This window comes from Gilliamella sp. Nev5-1 (assembly GCF_001690895.1).
Classification (GTDB): Bacteria; Pseudomonadota; Gammaproteobacteria; order Enterobacterales; family Orbaceae; genus Gilliamella; species Gilliamella apicola_C.
In genome coordinates this window covers 44,002-62,497 of sequence record NZ_LZHO01000011.1, presented here as the reverse complement: position 1 = coordinate 62,497, position 18,496 = coordinate 44,002, and the positions used below count along the sequence as shown (strand labels likewise).

The following is an 18,496-nucleotide window of genomic DNA, read 5'->3' as shown; positions in this document are numbered from 1 at the left end:
TTGGTTGTTAGCGGATACGATAACCGACAGCCCTAATTGTTTCAATCGTCACATCATTTTGTGCTATCTGATGTAGTTTTTGTCGAATGTTACTAATATGAACATCAACACTACGATCATAAAGTTCTCGTGCTCGACCAAGACCGATCTCTGATAACTCCTCTTTAGTTACTACCCGCTCGCTATGTTTTACTAATAAAACTAATAAATTAAACTCGGTTGATGTTAAGTCAATAGCTTTTCCATTCCACGTACATAAACGTTGGGGAAGATCTAAGGTTAAGCCATTAAAATGGTATTTTTTATCATCAACTGTTTCTACTGAACGTTCATCAAAACGACGTAAAACAGCACGTAATCGGGCTAACAACTCACGCGGATAACAAGGTTTAGGGATATAATCATCAGCGCCTAATTCTAATCCTAAAACGCGATCAATATTATCGCCTTTGGCCGTTAACATAATAACAGGCATGTTACGCTGTTGCCGTATGCTTTTAAGGACATCAATACCATTAATGTCAGGTAACATCACGTCTAAAATTGCAGCACGGTATTTTCCTGACAATGCTTCATCAATACCATCTTTACCCAAATAAACACTTTTGATATTGAAACCTTCATTAGTCAAATATTCACTAAGCATTTGTGATAGTTCAATATCATCATCAATTAATAAAATATTTATCATAATCGCAATCGCCATTGTTATCTAATTTTAGGTTTTTACATTATTGCAATAATAAAAAAAAAGTCAGGCTCCTTTACTAAAATATTACATATTTTTGAACGAGGCACGATAATGTAATTTACTATTATTAATAATATAAATAGTTTTTAAAGTAGCTCTATGTTACAACATATATTTTCCACTCAAGTTAATAAGTGGCATTGAGTATTGGCTATGCCAGCGCATTATTTAATTCTAAGTAAAGATACAGTGAAGTAATATTTTTAATGACCTATCTTTATGAATAAAATATGGAGATAAAAATTGAAACAACAAGTAATCAGGCAAGAAAAATTTAGTAATTTAGCGTAGCTGCTAAAGTGAATGCTAGCTATTTAGTAAGCTAGTAAGCAATAAGGTATGAGTTCGCATTGAAGGTAATTAAATTTTATACTTTTAGCGCTTTTTATATAATCAGTTGGCGTATTTTTTTAAAAATGTGCTGGACAATATTATTTTTTATGCGTAATATTTTGTCCTGATTCTATGGTGGCTATAGCTCAGTTGGTAGAGCCCTGGATTGTGATTCCAGTTGTCGTGGGTTCGAATCCCATTAGCCACCCCATTTATAGAATGCGAAAAAAATTATAACGGCGAGTAGCGCAGCTTGGTAGCGCAACTGGTTTGGGACCAGTGGGTCGGAGGTTCGAATCCTCTCTCGCCGACCATTTTTAAATAAAATTCTACTTATTTGGAATTTAGCTATTGAGTATTATATAACAATTCGCATACTGATTTCATTTACCAGTCATCTATTTTCAGTCATTGCCTAATATTTTAATTAAATTTATTGCAACTTTTGAAACCATTTCCTCTCTCAATTTTTTGTTATTTTGGTTAAATATCATATTAATATATAACGTCATGTTATCATCTTCTTATTTACAATAATAATTCTTATCTGGCTTGTTTTATGGTGATATTTTGTTTTAATAATAAATATCTCTTTATATAAACTCTAATTATTGGAAATAAAATATGAAAAATGTCGGTTTTGTCGGTTGGCGCGGAATGGTTGGTTCCGTTCTTATGCAACGTATGGTTGAAGAGCACGATTTTGATTATATCAATCCTGTATTCTTTTCTACATCTCAAGCGGGTCAAGCAGCGCCTACTTTGGGCGGTAAGACTGGTATATTACAAAGTGCAGATAATATTGATGCGTTGAAAGCATTAGATATTATTGTTACCTGCCAAGGTGGTGATTATACTTCTGAAATTTATAAAAAATTGCGTGCAACTGGTTGGCAAGGTTATTGGATTGATGCTGCATCAACACTTAGAATGGAAGATGATGCGATTATCGTTCTTGATCCTGTTAATAAAGCTAACATCCATACTGCTTTAGATAGAGGTATTAAAACCTTTGTTGGCGGTAATTGTACAGTAAGTTTAATGTTGATGTCACTGGGTGGATTATTTGCTGAAAACTTAGTTGATTGGGTATCGGTTTCAACCTATCAAGCGGCTTCTGGTGGCGGTGCGCGTCATATGCGTGAGTTGCTTACCCAAATGGGGATGTTAAATGCGGAGGTTGCTAAAGAACTACAGGATCCTAATTCTTCTATTTTAGATATTGAGCGAAAAGTGACGCAAAAAATGCGCGACGGTAGTTTACCAACTGATAATTTTGGTGTGCCATTAGCAGGTAGTCTGATCCCTTGGATTGATAAAGCGCTTGATAATGGGCAAAGTAAAGAAGAATGGAAAGGTCAGGCTGAGACCAATAAAATTTTAGGGACTGGCGAGATTATTCCAGTTGATGGACTTTGTGTCCGTATTGGCGCATTACGTTGTCATAGTCAATCGTTTACGATTAAATTGAAAAAAGATATTAGCGTGCCAGAAGTTGAGAAACTACTTGCTTCCCATAATGATTGGGTAAAAGTCGTGCCAAATGATCGTGATATTTCCATACGAGAGCTGACACCAGCCGCAGTAACAGGTACCTTAACTACACCAGTTGGCCGATTACGTAAGCTTAATATGGGTAAAGATTATTTATCAGCTTTTACTGTCGGTGACCAATTACTATGGGGGGCCGCTGAACCATTGCGTAGAATGTTACGCATTTTAGCTTAAACTAGATATAAAAAGTAAAGCCCGATTTGTTGGGCTTTACTTTTTATAACTATAGGCTATTATTCTTTATCTTCCAGCAATGTCATTAATAATGAACCATTAAATAAAGATTGTTGCACTAATGCAAACGCGCCAATTGCTGAACGGTCATTGAGCGATGAACAATGAAGAGTAAGATTTTTTCTTAATTCTTCTAAACTTTGTGTATTTAATGCACTATTTACCGCATGCAATAGTATTTCGGGAGATTTTGTCAACTCGCCCGCTAATACAATACTTTGTGGATTAAAAATATTTACCATCATAGCAACTGCTCTACCAAGATTTTCACCGGCATCTTTGACTAACTTAATTGCCAATTCATCTCCTTGGTTAGCATATTTACAGATATTGGCAATATTACAATTACCCAAACTTAATTTAGTTGGGTAACCTTGCTCAATCATTTGTTTGGCTCGATGCTCAATTGCTTTATTAATAACTCGATTTTCTAAACAACCAAAGTTACCACAATGACAGCGCTCACCTAATGCATCCACTTGGATATGACCAACTTCACCCACTGTTTGATTATGATTAGTTAACAGTTGTTGATTGATAATGATGCCTGATCCAACACCACGGTGTACACGAATCAAAATTGAGTCATCTACATCTTGGGTTGAGCCAAAATAACTTTCCGCTAAAGCTAAACTTTGAATATCATTACCAATAAAAATCGAAATATTAAACTTATGGTGTAATGCTTCGGCTAAAGGCCATGCTTTAACTGGAATATGCGGTGTATAACGAATAATTCCGCGTACAGAGTCGACCAAACCAGGTAGTACAACAGATATTGCCACAAGGTGTTTTATCTTTTTACTATTCTGTTCTATAAATTTTTCAATTAACGCGATTAAATACTCTTCAGCCAATTGCTGGGTAAATGTAGTTAGTGGGTAAATTTCGGTAACTAGATTTTTAGCACCAAGATCATAAAGTTCAATGGTAACACGGGAACGACTTAATTGAACAGCAATTGTTTGATAATAATCAAATTTTGCTTGTATTGAAACGGCTGGTCGCCCGCCTGTTGATTGTTGTGCATCAACTTCTTTTATTAGATTGCTTTTAAGAAGTTGACGAGTAATTTTAGTTATACTTGCTGGTGCTAATTGGCTAATTTCCGCCAGTTGAATTCGAGATACAGGCGCTTGCTGAACAATCAAACGGTAAATCATGGCATAATTTAATTGTTTGATTAATTCAGCATTGCCAACTAGATTTAGATAATTAAAGGTCATATTTTATCTCAATATTTTCGTTAACTATCTAGCATTCTAGCTGTTCATCTCTCCATTAACAATCGTTTTCACGTTTGAAAAGTCACGATCAAAAATAACCAAGTTCGCAATTTTATTTTCACTAATTGAGCCAAGTTGTTTATCAACACCAATTGCTTTTGCTGGGTAAAGTGTCGCCATTCTTAATGCTTCATCTAAGGCGATACCCACATATTCGACTGCATTTTTTACAGCTTCTATCATGGTTAAGGAAGAGCCGCCTAACGTCCCATTTTCATCAACACATCGACCATCTTTATAATAAATGGTTTTACCTGCAAATACACCAGATTCTAAGTTTGATCCAGCAAGTAACATTGCATCGGTAATTAAAATTAAATGATTTTGTTTAATTTTGTGGCTATTGCGAATATTTGCCCAACTTACATGTTGACCATCAGCAATAACACCAACATAAACTTCAGGTTCATCATAAATAGCGCCAACAACACCAGGTTCACGCCCAGAAATATAAGGCATGGCATTAAACAGATGCGTTCCCAAACGAATACCATCGTTAAATCCACGACGGCAATCATCATAATGGCCATTAGAATGGCCAACAGACACATGAATACCTGCATTAACCAATTGTTTGATGAAGTGACTTTCTACTTTTTCTGGCGCTAAAGTAATAATTTTAATGACATCAGCATTTTCACATAAAAAATCAATCATTTCTTGCGATGGTTGTCGAATGATATTTTCATCATGAATACCTTTCTTTTCAGGGCTAATATAAGGACCTTCAAGGTGCAAGCCAAGTGCTTGGTTTTTATGCGTCGTTAGATATTCACGCATCACTTTAACCGCTTTTATCATGAATTCATCAGTCGATGTGATTAAAGTGGGTAAATAACTAGTACAACCAGAGATAAGATTTGTTGCCTGCATTGCTTCTAATGTTTCAACACTTAGTGCATCAAGCGTTTCATTAAATTGTACACCGCCACAACCATTGACTTGAATATCAATAAACCCAGGCGCAACTATTGCGCCTTGTAAATTTTTAATGGTGATGCCCACCGGCAATTCGTTTTGTTTACAGATTTTTGCAATCTTATTGCCGTCGATAATAACAGCGTGATTTTCAAGGATTTCATAACCTGTATAAATACGGCAATTTGTTAATGCGTACATAAGTTTATCCTTTATAAAATGGTTACTTTAAGATTATCAGTTTCCATCTGTTTAAAATATTTTAAGGTTTTCACTTTAAGATCATCAGTACTTGGTTCATCACAAACAATAATTGATGCAGGGTGCATTTGTAGTGCAGTTACGGTCCAAAGATGGTTAACACTACCTTCAACACCTGCTTGTAGCGCTAAGCTTTTGTTATGACCGCAAACTAACAAAATCACTTCTTGCGCGTCCATTAAAGTTGCAACACCAATAGTTAATGCATGTTTTGGCACTTGATTGACATCATTATCAAAAAAGCGAGAGTTAGCAATGCGTGTGTCTTCGGTTAATGTTTTAATACGCGTACGAGAACAAAGTGAAGATCCTGGTTCATTAAAGGCAATGTGTCCATCTTGGCCAACGCCACCGACAAAAATATTAATTTTGCCATAAGCTTTAATTTTCGCTTCGTATTGACGGCATTCTTCATCAATATCAGGTGCATTACCATTTAGTATATGGATGTTATTTTTGTCAATATCAATATGGTTGAAAAAATTTTCATACATAAAAGTATGATAACTTTGCGGGTGATCTTCTGGAAGTCCTACGTATTCATCCATATTAAATGTAACAACATGTTTAAAGCTAACATTTCCGGCTTTATACTGTTTAATGAGTTGTTGATACATAACTAATGGTGAACTTCCTGTTGGTAAACCTAGCAAAAAAGGGCGCTCAGATGTTGGTTGAAATTGGTTAATTTTATTAACAATACGCTCTGCAACCCAAGCGCCGACTTCTTGTGCATTTTCTAAAGGAATAAGTCTCATGAGATATCACCTCTTTTGATATAATTAAATAAACTCTTTTTTTTTCAAGTAAAAAATGTTGAACATATTTTACTATATTAAGACAATAAATCAAAAAATATAGTGATTTTAGTCACAAAAAAGCAATAATTAATTTGCGAAGTAAAATAATATAAGATGAAATATAATAACCAAGCTGTTTTTACTTAAAAATATATAATTACATATACTTCTTTAAGTACCATTTCAACAAATATGAGGTAACACTTATGGGAATTTTAGCTTATATGCAACGTATCGGGCGCTCACTGATGGTGCCTGTTGCCGTTCTGCCGGCTGCGGCAATACTCCTCGGGATTGGCTATTGGATTGATCCCAATGGTTGGGGGCAAAACAATATTTTCGCCGCTTTTTTAATTAAATCTGGTGGTGCAATTATTGAAAATATGCCAATACTTTTTGCTATTGGTGTTGCTTACGGCATGTCTAAAGATAAAGATGGTGCGGCTGCCTTGTCTGGTTTGGTTGGTTTTTTAGTTGTTACAACCTTACTTTCTCCAAATTCTATTGCCTTATTTAATGGCATTGACACCAGTTTAGATGGGTGGGATGCTCAAGTTCCAGCGGCATATAAAAAAATAAATAACCAATTTATTGGTATACTTGTCGGTATTATTGCTGCGGAACTTTATAATCGTTTTAGCCAAGTTGAATTACATAAAGCATTATCTTTCTTCAGTGGTAAAAGGCTTGTACCTATTATTGTTTCAGTTGTTATGCTATTAATTTCAGCTATTTTATTTTTTGTTTGGCCGACTATCTATGATGCATTGGTCGCTTTTGGTAAATATATTAAAGAATTAGGCGCTGTTGGTGCAGGTATTTATGGGTTCTTCAACCGCTTACTTATTCCGGTTGGTTTACACCATGCTTTAAACTCAGTATTTTGGTTTGATGTGGCTGGAATTAATGATATTCCAAACTTCCTAGGTGGACAAAAATCTATTGAAAGTGGGTTAGCAACAGTAGGTATTACTGGCCGTTATCAGGCAGGATTTTTCCCTGTTATGATGTTCGGCTTACCTGGTGCAGCGTTAGCTATGTATCATACAGCTAAAAAAGGTAATAAAGATAAAACGGCTTCAATTATGTTAGCTGCTTCATTTGCTGCATTTTTTACAGGCGTTACCGAGCCGTTAGAATTTGCCTTTATGTTTGTTGCACCTATGCTTTATTTTGTACACGCTGTTTTGGCTGGTATCTCACTTTATATTGCTGCTGCAATGCAATGGATTGCAGGATTTGGTTTTAGTGCTGGTTTAGTGGATATGCTACTTTCAAGTCGTAATCCGCTTGCTGTTCACTGGTATATGTTAATTCTTCAAGGATTAGTGTTCTTTGTTGTTTATTATGTGGTATTCCGCTTTGTTATTATTAAATTTAACCTTAAAACACCGGGTCGTGAAGACGATGATACTACTGTTTCATCAACCGAAAATGTTCAGCAAAAGCAAGCTGTTGGTGATATTTCTAAACTTGCCGAGCAATATTTAGCAATTGTAGGTGGTAAAGAAAACCTAACTAATATTGATTCTTGTATTACACGTTTGCGTTTAGGTGTAAATGATTCTGATCTAATTGATGAACCAGCAGCCAAAGCACTAGGAGCAATGGCAGTTATTAAATTAGGTAAAACGGGTGTACAAATTGTCGTTGGAACGCAAGCTGAAAAAATTGCCGACATGATGAAAAAGCTAGTCTAATTAAGTTAAAATAAAACTTATTCGATTAAATCGACTTAACATGGTAATCCATCTTATTAATCAGCTTTGCTGAAAGGTAGGGTGGATTATTTATACTATATGAATTTATATCGTATAAAAATATAGCTAATAAAAATCAGATTAGTTTTATTGTTGAATATTATATTTGTAAAGAAGTTTCAGGAAATATATACTTTTCACTATAAAATCAAAACCGTAAGATGACATCTTGAATAGAAAGTAGTTGACTTATAGATAGCGCATCAAGCACTTTATTAGGAATATTTAATGTGGCATTTGCTAAATTTCGTGCTTCTAATGAAGATTCGCATACATAAACATCTTCGATATCATAAAGTTCAAGCATATTAAGTGTAGCAATATAATCACGCATCAAAATTTGATTAGGTTGTTGATTAGGCAATAAATGCAATACCCCATCATTTATGAAAAAAACCGAAACATGATTGATGGCTGATACAGCTAAAGCTACATCGAGCGCTTCTCGACCTTTAGCATTTCCATGCGGTGGTGAGCTAATAATAATTGCCACTTTTTTCATTCTAACGACCTTAAATCAAAATTGAACCGTACGATCTGACATAGCAATTGATTCACTCAGTTCACCAAGCCCTGTTAATTCAAAATGTTCAGCAAGATTACCCTCAGTAACACCACGTCTTTGCGCTGCTGCGACACACACAGCTAATGTTAATGAATATTTCTTTGCTAACTGTTGCCATGCTACAACTAAATTAAACTCATCATTAGCTGGATCTGTATAATGATTAGCATTATATATGCCATCAGCATAAAAAAAGATATTTTTAATTGAATGAGAAGTTTTTGTCAGCAATGTATGCGCAAATTGGTAAGCGCAATAAGCAGATTGGGTCCCATAAGCAGGACCCAAAACAACAAGTGTATAGTTTAATGAGTTCACAAAATTATTTTGCTTTCTGTGAGTTAGTTTCTTGTGAATTTTGATCCTTGGCATTACCATTATCAATGCCCAATAATTCAACTTCAAAAACCAAGGTTGAAGCAGGTTGAATAGAGGCTTTATCATTTTGACCAGGGAAACTTTGATCTCCATAAGCTAATTCAGGTGGAACCACTAGTTTAATTTTACCGCCAACGCCAATTAATTGAATGCCTTCTGTCCAACCTTTAATTACGCCGTTAAGTGGGAATGTTGCTGGCTCACCTCGATCATAAGAGCTATCAAATTTACGCCCATCAGTTAATGTCCCTGTATAATGAACAATAACTGTATCTTCAGCTGTTGGATGGCTCTCTGAACCCTCTTTAATGATTTGATAAAGCAATCCAGATTTGGTTTTTTTAACGCCATCTTGTTTAGCAAATTCTTCACGAAATTTATTGCCAGCAGCTGTATTATCTGCTTTTTCTTTTTCAAAACGGGCTTTACTTTCTTCTTGAATACGTTTACCAAACGCATCTAAAATAGTTTTAACATCATCTTTTGAAAGTTGCGATGCATCACGGAATGTTTCATTGAAACCACTGATTAAATATTCTTGATCAGGCTTAATTTCATTTTGTTCCAAATTTGATTTCATATAGGTTGCGAATGATGAACCTAAAGCATAAGCTTCTTTTTGTGCATCAGTTGAAAGAGTGACTTTGCTTTCCGTTGTTTCAGTATTCGATTCAGATGTTTTTTTATCATCACATCCCGATAATGCTAAAACAATGGCGCCACTTACTAAGGTCATTTTAATCAATGATTTCATTATACTTCTCCAAGTTATAAACTTTTTAGTTGATTATTTTAATTATTATATATGATTTGGTATAGGATAATATAGTGCTTGTGGATCATTTATTTTATAAATCTGTATTAATATGTTGATAACAAATTAGGGCAGACAATATTTCGCAATTTAAATCATCCTTGAGTGAAAGCGGTATCCTCAGTTATAATGTATAGAATTTAGAGTAAATAATGTATAAGGATAGCTATTTTGACTACCGAACTTAATGCCCTTGATATTGAAGAGATCATCAGTTTATTACCCCATCGTTACCCATTTTTAATGGTTGATCGCGTGATTAGTTATGAAAAAGGTAAAACATTAAAAGCGATAAAAAATGTGACGGTGAATGAGCCATTCTTTCAAGGACACTTCCCAAACAAACCGATTTTCCCTGGCGTATTAATTTTAGAAGCCATGGCACAAGCAACGGGTATTTTGGCATTTAAAAGCATTGAAGAGCTGTCCCCTGGGCAACTTTATTATTTCGCTTCAATTGACAAAGCACGTTTTAAACGTCCTGTTGTACCTGGTGATCAGCTTGTACTTGATGTTGAGTATATTAAAGAGCGTCGTGGTATTGCGCTATTCCATGGTGTTGCAACTGTTGATGGTAAGTTAGTTTGCGAAGCCGAAATGATGTGTGCTCGTAAATAACATTTGGTATTTTACATATTCCAAACTGTTTTAAGGAAATACTATGGCAACAGAAATACACCCAAGTTCAGTCATTGAAAAAGGTGCTAAAATCGGCGATAACGTCAAAATTGGTCCTTTTTGTTTTATTGGTGAAAATGTTGAAATTGGTGACGGAACATTTTTAAAATCGCACGTTGTCATCAATGGTCACACCAAAATTGGTAAAGATAACCAAATTTATCAATTTGTCTCAATTGGTGAAGTAAACCAAGATTTAAAATATCGTGGAGAGCCAACGCGTACCGAAATTGGCGATCGCAATATGATTCGCGAAAGCGTCACTATTCACCGTGGTACGGTTCAAGGTGGCGAGTTAACTCGTGTTGGTAGTGATAATTTATTGATGATTAATGCTCATGTTGCACACGATTGTTATATTGGTGATCACTGTATTTTAGCAAATAACGCTACTTTAGGTGGGCATGTTCAATTAGGTGATCATGTGATTATTGGCGGTATGACCGCAGTACACCAATTTTGTGTTATTGGATCGCATGTGATGGTTGGTGGTTGTTCAGGCGTTGCGCAAGACGTTCCACCTTATGTTATTGCTCAAGGTAATCATGCAACACCTCATGGCGTAAATTACGAAGGCTTAAAACGTAGAGGGTTTAGCAAAGAAGCTTTACAAGCGATTCGCAACTGCTATAAAACTCTTTATCGAAATGGTCTAACGTTAGAAGAAGCTAAAGTTCAAATTGAAGCTGCTGCAAAACAACAGCCTGAAGTCCAACTTTTTATTGACTTCTTTACTCGTTCAACGCGAGGCATCATCCGTTAATGGTCAATAAACCGTTAACTATTGCTCTAGTTGCTGGAGAAACCTCTGGTGATATTCTTGGCGCAGGATTGATTCGTGCGCTGAGAAAACATCATCCAAATATTGAATTTGTTGGTATTGCTGGCCCTCAAATGCAAGCCGAAGGTTGCCAAGCTTGGTATGAAATGGATGAATTATCGGTTATGGGCATTGTTGAAGTATTGGGGCGTTTACGTCGTATTTTATCAATCCGTCGAGATATCACTCAACGCTTAATTCAGCTTAAACCTGATATATTTATTGGTATTGACGCGCCTGATTTTAACCTTTCTTTAGAAGGTAAATTAAAGCAAGCAGGTATAAAAACCATTCATTACGTTAGCCCTTCGGTTTGGGCTTGGAAACAAAAACGTGTTTTCAAAATTAAACGCAATACCAATCTTATTTTAGCTTTTTTGCCATTTGAAAAAGCGTTTTATGATAAATTTGATGTACCTTGCCGTTTTATCGGTCACAAAATGGCGGATGACATTGCACTTAACCCAAATCAACACGCTATGCGCCAACAATTAGGTATTCCGCTTAATAGTCGTTGTATAGCTTTATTACCTGGTAGTCGTCATGCTGAAGTTGCATTATTATCAGCACCTTTTTTAAAAGCGGCAATACTCTTGCGTAAGCGCTATCCTGATCTACATATTGTTGTGCCACTAGTCAATGCGAAAAGACGACAAGAGTTTGAACAAATTAAAGCCGAAATAGCACCAACACTTGATGTACAATTATTAGATGGTCATGCCCGTGAAGCAATGATTGCCAGTAATGCTGCAATTTTAGCATCAGGCACAGTAGCACTAGAATGTATGTTAGCTAAATGTCCTATGGTTGTTGGCTATAAGATGAAGCCTTTCACCTTTTGGCTCGCTAAAAAATTAATTAAAACTCCTTATGTCTCTTTACCTAACATTTTAGCTGGTAAAGCCCTAGTTCCAGAGTTATTACAGCAAGATTGCACACCTGAAAATATCGCGAATCACATTATTGCTTTGTTAGAGGGTGATAATACTGAGCTAAAACAGACATTTTTATCTTTGCATAAACAAATCCGTTGTAATGCCGATGAGCAAGCAGCTAAAGCAGTACTTGATGTATTAGAGGATGCACATTGTTGTTAGAATTTACCTATCCAGATGCCACTTTAATTGCTGGTGTCGATGAAGTCGGACGCGGTCCACTGTGTGGCGATGTTGTTACTGCTGCCGTCATTTTAGATCCAAACAAGCCAATTAAAGGCTTAACTGACTCTAAAAAATTGACTGAAAAAAAGCGCGAACAACTGTTTGACATAATTAAACAAGATGCTTTAGCGTGGAATATTGCCCGCGCTTCAGTGGATGAAATCGATAAATTAAATATATTACATGCCACTATGCTAGCAATGCAGCGTGCTGTATCTGGATTAACTATTAAACCCAATTTTGTATTAGTTGATGGTAATCGTTGTCCTGATTTTGGTATTGAAACCAAAGCAGTCATTAAGGGCGATTTATTGGTGGCAGAGATTAGTGCTGCTTCAATTTTGGCTAAAGTTACACGTGATCGTGAGATGGTTGAGCTTGATAAGTTGTATCCACAATATGGTCTGGCTAAGCATAAAGGTTATCCAACTAAAGCGCATTTAGCGGCGATAAAAGAACATGGTATTAATCATTTATATCGTAAAAGTTTTGCACCAGTTAAGCGTTTAGCCGTATTTTAATTTACCATTGTTTGTCAACTGTTGTCAGTAAGGGGGAATTAAAAATAGAAACTGGTGAAATAACCGTTTCTTGATAAGGAATTTTGTTTCCATAACGCTCTTTTAATTTTTTCTTCACGACAGGTGATGAAAGATTAAAATCTTTGATAGTTTGTAATTGACCAATTTTCAATTTCAAAGCCTTATTATAAATTTTCCAGATTAACTCAGAACAATAGATATAATTATTGTCCCAACCAAACCAGATATCATAAGGTTTGCCTTCAAAACTACTTGCGACTTGCTTTAATTTAGCAATTTCGCTATGGGATAGATTGTGATTTTTTAAACGTTTTATGATGTAGTTTTTATTTTTACCACGTGCAATCCAACTATTTAGTGGTGTATAAACGACTTTATTAGCAGCTTCAAAAACATATGGCTTACCATTATTTTTAATAAAAATAATTCCCATATGACTGTATGGAGAGTTTGTAGCTTGTTCAACTGCCAGGCTTTGTCTTGATTGTGAGGATTGAAAAATAATATCCCCATCTTGAGGTTTATAACTAGCAATACTAATAAAGCTAGCTAAAGACAGCATAAACAATATAACAAAACGCATTAAATTTACCTTTAGCTGTAAATAATGCTATAAATTATAAAATAAAATAGCCACTTATAAAATAGTGTTTTGTAAGTAGCTATTTAAATGGGAAACTAGTCTTGATGAGTAAAGATAGAAGCAAATTTATTTTTATACGTTTCTTTACTGGTTTTAGCGAATCGAATTGTTTTGAATATACCCAATAAGCTTGCTTGATGCATGCGGTACAATAGGCGATGGATCGTTAAAGCAAAAAAGCCTTTAACGCTCATTTCTCCTTTTCCAGCAATTTTAACCACACCTTGAGCGGTATCATGCAAAGAAATAATTGTTCCATTATCTGTATAACTGAATGATTTCATGGATTTATTATTTAACATGTTAACAATGTTTTCATAACAAATTTTTGCCATTTGATGTGCGGCTTGTGCGGTAGCGGGAGCGGCTCGTCCGCTGTCTTGCATTGCGTAAGCACAATCACCAATAACAAAAATATTATCATCACGTGTTGTTTGTAATGTTGGTTTTACTACAAGCTGATTAGAACGACTTGATTCTAATCCAGAAATATCTTTTAAATAATCAGGTGCTTTTACCCCAGCAGTCCAGATCATAATATCTGCGTGAATGGTATCGCCTTCTTTTGGATAAAAGCCATCACTTTCCGCTTTAGTGATCATGGTTTTTGTTAATACGCGAATGCCACGGTTTTGTAAAGTTTCAGTGATACTTAATGCTGTTTTTTCAGGTAGGGCAGGTAAAATACGATCAGTTGCTTCAATAATGGATACATCTAGTAAATCTGAACACATTTTATTGTGACCACAAGCGCCGAATGTTTCAACCATGTGAGGTAATTCAGAGGCTAATTCAACACCTGTTGCACCGCCACCAACAATAGCAATACGAATTTTATCTTCAGTTTTTTCTTGTTTTTCATCAATAATTGAACAAAAACCAGCAAATTTGGCAATCAGTGTTTCACGTAAACGAATTGCAGCACTTTGGTCATCTAAAAAGATACAATGCTCTTTAACACCAGGTGTGCCAAAATCGTTTGAGGTACTTCCTATTGCTACAACTAAAATATCATAGGGTACAGAGATAGATTCGTTGTTTAAATCTTCAATAATAACTTGTTTTTCTTCACGGTTAAGATCTTTAAATGTACCTTGTGTAAATTGAAAGCTGTGTTGTTGCCCTTGTGTAGCATAATCAATTTTATCAGCTTGTTCGTTCAAAACACCTGTGGCAAATTCATGTAATAAAGGTTTCCACAAGTGATAGCTGTTTTTATCAATTAGTCTAATTTCGGCTTGGTTGTCTTTACCTAGTTTATCGCCAAGGTCTGTAGCTAGCTCTAAACCACCGGCTCCACCACCAATAATTATTATTTTTTTCATAAATTTCGAACCTTATCGTATATTAATTGAAAATATCATACTAAATAAGTAGGTTTTTATCTATTTCTTTTAACTAATATCAATTATAAATAAAACCTATTAAAGTGATGTTTTATAATTATCAAAATTTATTTAAAAGCTAAATAGAATATAGCCATATTGACTATTCATAATGTTAATATATTCTTATTTTTTAAAATAAAAATTCTGCTTTAGCTGTTGAAATAAAGCATTTTTGGTATAACCTATAATATAGTAATCGTTACAATTTAAGTATGTAAAATCTGTAATGCATACCATCGTCCTAATTGTTTAGGTCTTATCTAATCATTATCACTCTATACAAAATTTATGAATAAAAAAATTTTTATTACGATTGTGTTAATTGTTATTTTAATCTCAATGACAATTTTAATTCGCTCACACAATAGTCAGCTTATCTTACAAGGTGAGGTTGATGCTCCTAATGTTAGTATTTCGTCAAAAGCGAAAGGACGGGTGCAGGCTATCCATGTTAATCGAGGCGATGATGTAAAACCAAACGATATATTAATAACGCTTGATAGCCCAGAGCTATTAGCACAAGTCAAAGCGGCGCAAGCGGCTTGCGATCAAGCACGCGCCCAAGTCGCGCTTTCTGAACATGGAACACGTGAAGAAAGTATTCGCTACTATCAAGCGTTACTTCAACAAGCTAAAGTTGCTTATGATAATGCATCCAAAGAATATGATCGTAACAAAGCGATTTCGGCCAAAGGTTATGTTTCTCAATCTATCTTAGATAATGCATTAAAAACGCGTGATGCAGCTTTTCAACAAGTTCAGTCAGCACAAGCTAATTTAGATCAAGCCAAAAATGGTGATCGTATTGAACAACGTGAAATTTATAATGCTAAATTAAAAGAAGCAGAAGAGCAGCTTAAACAATTACAAATTCAATATGATGATTTACAAGTAAAATCTCCTGTTGAAGGTGAGGTTGGTTCAATACCAGCCGAAGTTGGTGAGTTATTTAATGCCAATAGCCCATTATTGACTGTAATTCAACTACCAAAAGCGTACTTTATATTTAATCTTCGTGAAAACATTATGCCTAATATTCATAAAGGCGATCATGTTAAGCTTGAAGTGCCTGCTCTTGGTAATAAGGAAATTGAGGCTGAAGTTCGTTATATTGCGCCTATGGGTGATTATGCAACAAAACGGGCAACGCGAGCTACTGGTGATTTTGATTTAAAAACCTTTGAAGTTAGGCTTTATCCAACAAAGCCTATTACTAATTTACGTGCAGGTATGAGCACACTATGGAAATTAGACAACTAATTTGGGATTTTTGGCACCGCTTTAAACAAGCGTTTAATGCTGAAATACCCACCATTTTTAAACGATTTACTTTCCATTGGCTAATGTGGATTTTGCCACTAATTATTTTTGTATTAATCAGTAGCATATTCCACCGCGGTGTGCTGTTTGATCTACCTGTTGGCTATATAGATCATGATAACAGTGTTTTATCACGTGAAATTGTGCGCAATCTTAATGCCGGTGCACATGCAAGCCTTGTTAACTATGATAGCCAGCTTTCAGAGGCCGAGCGCGATTTGCGAAAAGCAAAAATTTACGCCATTTTTTATATTCCCCCTAATTTTGAAGCAGATGTATTAGCTGGCCGTCAGCCCACTCCAATGCTATATTACAATGCGTTATACTATAGTGCGGGCTTGTATTCTATTATGGACTATTCTGGCCTTATTGCCGCATTAAATACTCAATACCGTAGCACAATGGCAACTAGTATTGGGATACCAGTACCTAAGCTTGCAAAAGTAAACTTCAATTATGATGGATTGTTTAATGCCAGTGGTAACTCAATGTACTTTCAGCAATTTTCTGCTGTTGTGCATCTACTACAACTGTTTGTTGTCACAATAACGATTCATCTATTAGCACAATTACCAAAGCGAACTCGCCCTAATTATCCTTTTGTTTTAGGGAAATTAGCGCCTTATACCATTTGGTTTACTATGTTACTTATTTTTGAAATTGCTATGCTGGTTTTATTTTCTGATGCGCGTGTATCAGGATCGCCCTTTGCAATGATGATAGTGGTGTTTTTCTATGTTATTGCTGCGCAAAGTATCGGTATTTTGCTGTACACTTTTACAAAAACGCCAATTGATGCTTATTCCTATATCGGTCTTTTAGTTGGACTGGCGTTAACTTATTCGGGCATTGTTGTGCCAGAACTATCAATGCCATGGATTGCGAGATTCATTTCATCTTTAGAGCCATTAACTTATGCACTTAATAAACTGTTTGATCTGTTTTTACGCCATTCTAGCTATCTTTCAGTGCTAAAAGTCTGTGGTATTTTAATGATCTATCCAATAATTATTACTGTGTTAGTAAGAAAACGTCTAGTAAGACGACTACATTCACAGTAAGGGGAAAAACCAAGATGCTTAAAATATTTTGGTCTTCATTTGTAAAAATATTTTTGCTTATGTTAGTGAGACCAAGGTGGTTATTGTTACTCTTATCTGTCTCATTGATGAGTTTAGTTTATAGTAATGGAACCATAACCAGCTTGCCAGTAGCCATCGTCGATCAAGATCATACACCAACAAGTCGAGGTTTAATTCGCTCTTTAAATACTAGCTCTAAAATCGAGACCATCATATATGAAAGCTCTCTGCAAGCTTATGATGATATTAATAATCATCGACTCTTTGCAGTATTTACAATTCCAAGAGATTTTGAAAAGCGGTTATTAAATGGCGAAGAAGTGACAATACCTGCATATGGTGATGCTTCAAGTCGTTTAGCCAATGGTTTAATACAAGTCGATATAAAAGGGATCTATCAACAGATATTAACTCAATATAATACTCGAATAATGCGTAATAGTGGATTCTCAGATAAACAGATCAATATTATTTTATCGCCAATAAATGGTCAAACTGAACCACTTTATAATCCTGGCGTCAGTTTTGCCGCTATTACCTTTCCGGGTTTATTAGTAATGTTATTGCAACACTCATTTTTAATTGCTTCAACGCGTACTAACATTACTTTAAACTCACTACCGAAAGGTAAACCGCCGAAAATAGTCATATTTGGTAGTTTATGTGGTCTTATACCGATCTGGTTATTTTTATCCATTGTTCTGTTTGGTTTATGGCCTTGGGCACTTGGCTATCGACAACTCGCTAATATACCCGAAATTCTAATTATGACATTTCCATTATTGCTTGGCGTTTTAGGGCTCAGTAAATTACTGACTGAATGTTTACGTAAAACCGAAATGATCTATTTGACACTCGCATTTTTGACAACCCCCGTATTTTATTTATCGGGTACAATTTGGCCGCTTGATGCCATGCCTTTTGGGGTACAAATAGTTTCTAAAATGTTACCATCAACTTGGGCAACCAATATGATAGCAGGTGTCAATCAAATGGGGTTAAGCTTAAAAGATAATTTATTTAATGTATTTATGATTTTGTTGCTTGGGATTATATACGGTTCACTTGGCTTTTTTATTGCAGCATTGCGAGAAGGTCGAGTAAGAAAATTTTTAAAAAACTCAACGTCTAAATCTAGAAAAATATAATAATCAATAGATTATCAATGATATAAAATATAAATCCAGTGGCTTATTGTTATTAGCTTTA

At 35.2% G+C, this 18,496-nt stretch carries 18 protein-coding genes and 2 tRNA genes; 11 read left to right on the top strand and 9 right to left on the bottom strand.

The window, feature by feature from the left end:
* Nucleotides 1-7: 7 nt before the first annotated feature.
* Nucleotides 8-688: a response regulator transcription factor gene (locus A9G41_RS01990; protein ID WP_065568294.1), complete on the bottom strand. Its 681-nt coding sequence runs from the start codon at nt 686-688 to the stop codon at nt 8-10.
* 531 nt (nt 689-1,219) lie between these two features.
* On the opposite strand from A9G41_RS01990, the gene A9G41_RS01985 reads away from it, so the two are divergent.
* The 3 genes from A9G41_RS01985 to asd all read left to right on the top strand — a co-directional run bounded on the left by A9G41_RS01985 (nt 1,220) and on the right by asd (nt 2,812).
* A tRNA-His gene (locus tag A9G41_RS01985) sits at nt 1,220-1,295 on the top strand.
* A gap of 26 nt (nt 1,296-1,321) precedes the next feature.
* Nucleotides 1,322-1,398: transfer RNA gene (locus tag A9G41_RS01980), tRNA-Pro, on the top strand.
* 310 nt (nt 1,399-1,708) lie between these two features.
* Nucleotides 1,709-2,812 carry an aspartate-semialdehyde dehydrogenase gene (gene asd, locus A9G41_RS01975; protein WP_065581529.1) on the top strand — a complete coding sequence of 368 codons (1,104 nt, stop codon included), beginning with the start codon at nt 1,709-1,711 and terminating at the stop codon, nt 2,810-2,812.
* A gap of 59 nt (nt 2,813-2,871) precedes the next feature.
* Here the strand turns inward: asd and A9G41_RS01970 are convergent, their stop codons facing one another.
* From A9G41_RS01970 to nagB, 3 genes are read right to left on the bottom strand one after another with little or no spacing between them, the layout of a single operon-like run.
* A complete protein-coding gene (locus tag A9G41_RS01970; protein WP_065581528.1) occupies nt 2,872-4,098 on the bottom strand; it encodes an ROK family protein in 1,227 nt (408 codons plus the stop codon).
* 36 nt (nt 4,099-4,134) lie between these two features.
* A complete protein-coding gene (gene nagA, locus A9G41_RS01965; protein WP_065581527.1) occupies nt 4,135-5,277 on the bottom strand; it encodes an N-acetylglucosamine-6-phosphate deacetylase in 1,143 nt (380 codons plus the stop codon).
* Between the two features lie 11 nt (nt 5,278-5,288).
* Nucleotides 5,289-6,095 (bottom strand): glucosamine-6-phosphate deaminase, encoded by an 807-nt coding sequence (gene nagB / locus A9G41_RS01960; RefSeq protein WP_065581526.1) that lies wholly within the window; start codon nt 6,093-6,095, stop codon nt 5,289-5,291.
* Nucleotides 6,096-6,343: 248 nt separating this feature from the next.
* Here nagB and nagE point away from each other — a divergent pair, with 248 nt between their 5' ends.
* A complete protein-coding gene (gene nagE, locus A9G41_RS01955) occupies nt 6,344-7,837 on the top strand; it encodes an N-acetylglucosamine-specific PTS transporter subunit IIBC (RefSeq protein WP_075539255.1) in 1,494 nt (497 codons plus the stop codon).
* 208 nt (nt 7,838-8,045) lie between these two features.
* On the opposite strand, the gene tusC is transcribed toward nagE, so the two are convergent.
* From tusC to fkpA, 3 genes are read right to left on the bottom strand one after another with little or no spacing between them, the layout of a single operon-like run.
* A complete protein-coding gene (gene tusC, locus A9G41_RS01950; protein WP_065587855.1) occupies nt 8,046-8,399 on the bottom strand; it encodes a sulfurtransferase complex subunit TusC in 354 nt (117 codons plus the stop codon).
* A gap of 15 nt (nt 8,400-8,414) precedes the next feature.
* The gene (gene tusD, locus A9G41_RS01945; protein ID WP_065581523.1) at nt 8,415-8,780 is read right to left on the bottom strand and encodes a sulfurtransferase complex subunit TusD; all 366 of its coding nucleotides are present in this window, start codon (nt 8,778-8,780) and stop codon (nt 8,415-8,417) included.
* Nucleotides 8,781-8,784: 4 nt separating this feature from the next.
* Complete coding sequence (gene fkpA, locus A9G41_RS01940; protein ID WP_075539254.1) at nt 8,785-9,594, bottom strand: FKBP-type peptidyl-prolyl cis-trans isomerase; 810 nt, start codon at nt 9,592-9,594, stop codon at nt 8,785-8,787.
* 231 nt (nt 9,595-9,825) lie between these two features.
* On the opposite strand from fkpA, the gene fabZ reads away from it, so the two are divergent.
* From fabZ to rnhB, 4 genes are read left to right on the top strand one after another with little or no spacing between them, the layout of a single operon-like run.
* Nucleotides 9,826-10,272 (top strand): 3-hydroxyacyl-ACP dehydratase FabZ, encoded by a 447-nt coding sequence (gene fabZ, locus A9G41_RS01935; protein WP_065568254.1) that lies wholly within the window; start codon nt 9,826-9,828, stop codon nt 10,270-10,272.
* A 43-nt stretch (nt 10,273-10,315) separates the two neighbouring features.
* On the top strand, nt 10,316-11,095 hold the full coding sequence (lpxA, locus tag A9G41_RS01930) for an acyl-ACP--UDP-N-acetylglucosamine O-acyltransferase (RefSeq protein ID WP_075539253.1): 780 nt from the start codon (nt 10,316-10,318) through the stop codon (nt 11,093-11,095).
* The gene (gene lpxB / locus A9G41_RS01925; protein ID WP_075539252.1) at nt 11,095-12,249 is read left to right on the top strand and encodes a lipid-A-disaccharide synthase; all 1,155 of its coding nucleotides are present in this window, start codon (nt 11,095-11,097) and stop codon (nt 12,247-12,249) included. Before lpxA ends, lpxB begins: the two co-directional genes overlap by 1 nt.
* A complete protein-coding gene (gene rnhB / locus A9G41_RS01920) occupies nt 12,243-12,833 on the top strand; it encodes a ribonuclease HII (protein WP_075539251.1) in 591 nt (196 codons plus the stop codon). The genes lpxB and rnhB overlap by 7 nt, the downstream gene beginning before the upstream one ends.
* Nucleotide 12,834: 1 nt before the next feature.
* Here rnhB and A9G41_RS01915 read toward each other — a convergent pair whose 3' ends face one another.
* Together A9G41_RS01915 and A9G41_RS01910 are read right to left on the bottom strand one after the other, a co-directional pair.
* Nucleotides 12,835-13,437, bottom strand: coding sequence for a YiiX family permuted papain-like enzyme (locus A9G41_RS01915; RefSeq protein WP_075539250.1), 603 nt, complete (start codon nt 13,435-13,437; stop codon nt 12,835-12,837).
* A gap of 95 nt (nt 13,438-13,532) precedes the next feature.
* A complete protein-coding gene (locus tag A9G41_RS01910) occupies nt 13,533-14,822 on the bottom strand; it encodes an NAD(P)/FAD-dependent oxidoreductase (RefSeq protein WP_075539249.1) in 1,290 nt (429 codons plus the stop codon).
* A 351-nt stretch (nt 14,823-15,173) separates the two neighbouring features.
* On the opposite strand from A9G41_RS01910, the gene A9G41_RS01905 reads away from it, so the two are divergent.
* Genes A9G41_RS01905 through A9G41_RS01895 form a run of 3 tightly spaced genes read left to right on the top strand, consistent with a single transcriptional unit; the run spans nt 15,174 to nt 18,435 of the window.
* A complete protein-coding gene (locus A9G41_RS01905) occupies nt 15,174-16,145 on the top strand; it encodes an HlyD family secretion protein (RefSeq protein ID WP_065581517.1) in 972 nt (323 codons plus the stop codon).
* Entirely contained in the window at nt 16,127-17,266 is a 1,140-nt protein-coding gene (locus A9G41_RS01900; RefSeq protein WP_065581516.1) for an ABC transporter permease, read from the top strand. The genes A9G41_RS01905 and A9G41_RS01900 overlap by 19 nt, the downstream gene beginning before the upstream one ends.
* 14 nt (nt 17,267-17,280) lie before the next feature.
* On the top strand, nt 17,281-18,435 hold the full coding sequence (locus A9G41_RS01895) for an ABC transporter permease (protein ID WP_075539248.1): 1,155 nt from the start codon (nt 17,281-17,283) through the stop codon (nt 18,433-18,435).
* The last annotated feature ends 61 nt before the right edge of the window (nt 18,436-18,496 follow it).

What these genes read in the sequence shown, in the direction of transcription:
- nagE (WP_075539255.1), top strand. Translation starts at nt 6,344, where the DNA reads ATGGGAATTTTAGCTTATATGCAACGTATCGGGCGCTCACTGATGGTG.
- nagB (WP_065581526.1), bottom strand. Translation starts at nt 6,095, where the DNA reads ATGAGACTTATTCCTTTAGAAAATGCACAAGAAGTCGGCGCTTGGGTT.
- asd (WP_065581529.1), top strand. Translation starts at nt 1,709, where the DNA reads ATGAAAAATGTCGGTTTTGTCGGTTGGCGCGGAATGGTTGGTTCCGTT.
- lpxB (WP_075539252.1), top strand. Translation starts at nt 11,095, where the DNA reads ATGGTCAATAAACCGTTAACTATTGCTCTAGTTGCTGGAGAAACCTCT.
- A9G41_RS01910 (WP_075539249.1), bottom strand. Translation starts at nt 14,822, where the DNA reads ATGAAAAAAATAATAATTATTGGTGGTGGAGCCGGTGGTTTAGAGCTA.
- A9G41_RS01970 (WP_065581528.1), bottom strand. Translation starts at nt 4,098, where the DNA reads ATGACCTTTAATTATCTAAATCTAGTTGGCAATGCTGAATTAATCAAA.
- A9G41_RS01915 (WP_075539250.1), bottom strand. Translation starts at nt 13,437, where the DNA reads ATGCGTTTTGTTATATTGTTTATGCTGTCTTTAGCTAGCTTTATTAGT.
- lpxA (WP_075539253.1), top strand. Translation starts at nt 10,316, where the DNA reads ATGGCAACAGAAATACACCCAAGTTCAGTCATTGAAAAAGGTGCTAAA.
- A9G41_RS01900 (WP_065581516.1), top strand. Translation starts at nt 16,127, where the DNA reads ATGGAAATTAGACAACTAATTTGGGATTTTTGGCACCGCTTTAAACAA.
- tusC (WP_065587855.1), bottom strand. Translation starts at nt 8,399, where the DNA reads ATGAAAAAAGTGGCAATTATTATTAGCTCACCACCGCATGGAAATGCT.
- A9G41_RS01905 (WP_065581517.1), top strand. Translation starts at nt 15,174, where the DNA reads ATGAATAAAAAAATTTTTATTACGATTGTGTTAATTGTTATTTTAATC.
- nagA (WP_065581527.1), bottom strand. Translation starts at nt 5,277, where the DNA reads ATGTACGCATTAACAAATTGCCGTATTTATACAGGTTATGAAATCCTT.
- fkpA (WP_075539254.1), bottom strand. Translation starts at nt 9,594, where the DNA reads ATGAAATCATTGATTAAAATGACCTTAGTAAGTGGCGCCATTGTTTTA.
- A9G41_RS01895 (WP_075539248.1), top strand. Translation starts at nt 17,281, where the DNA reads ATGCTTAAAATATTTTGGTCTTCATTTGTAAAAATATTTTTGCTTATG.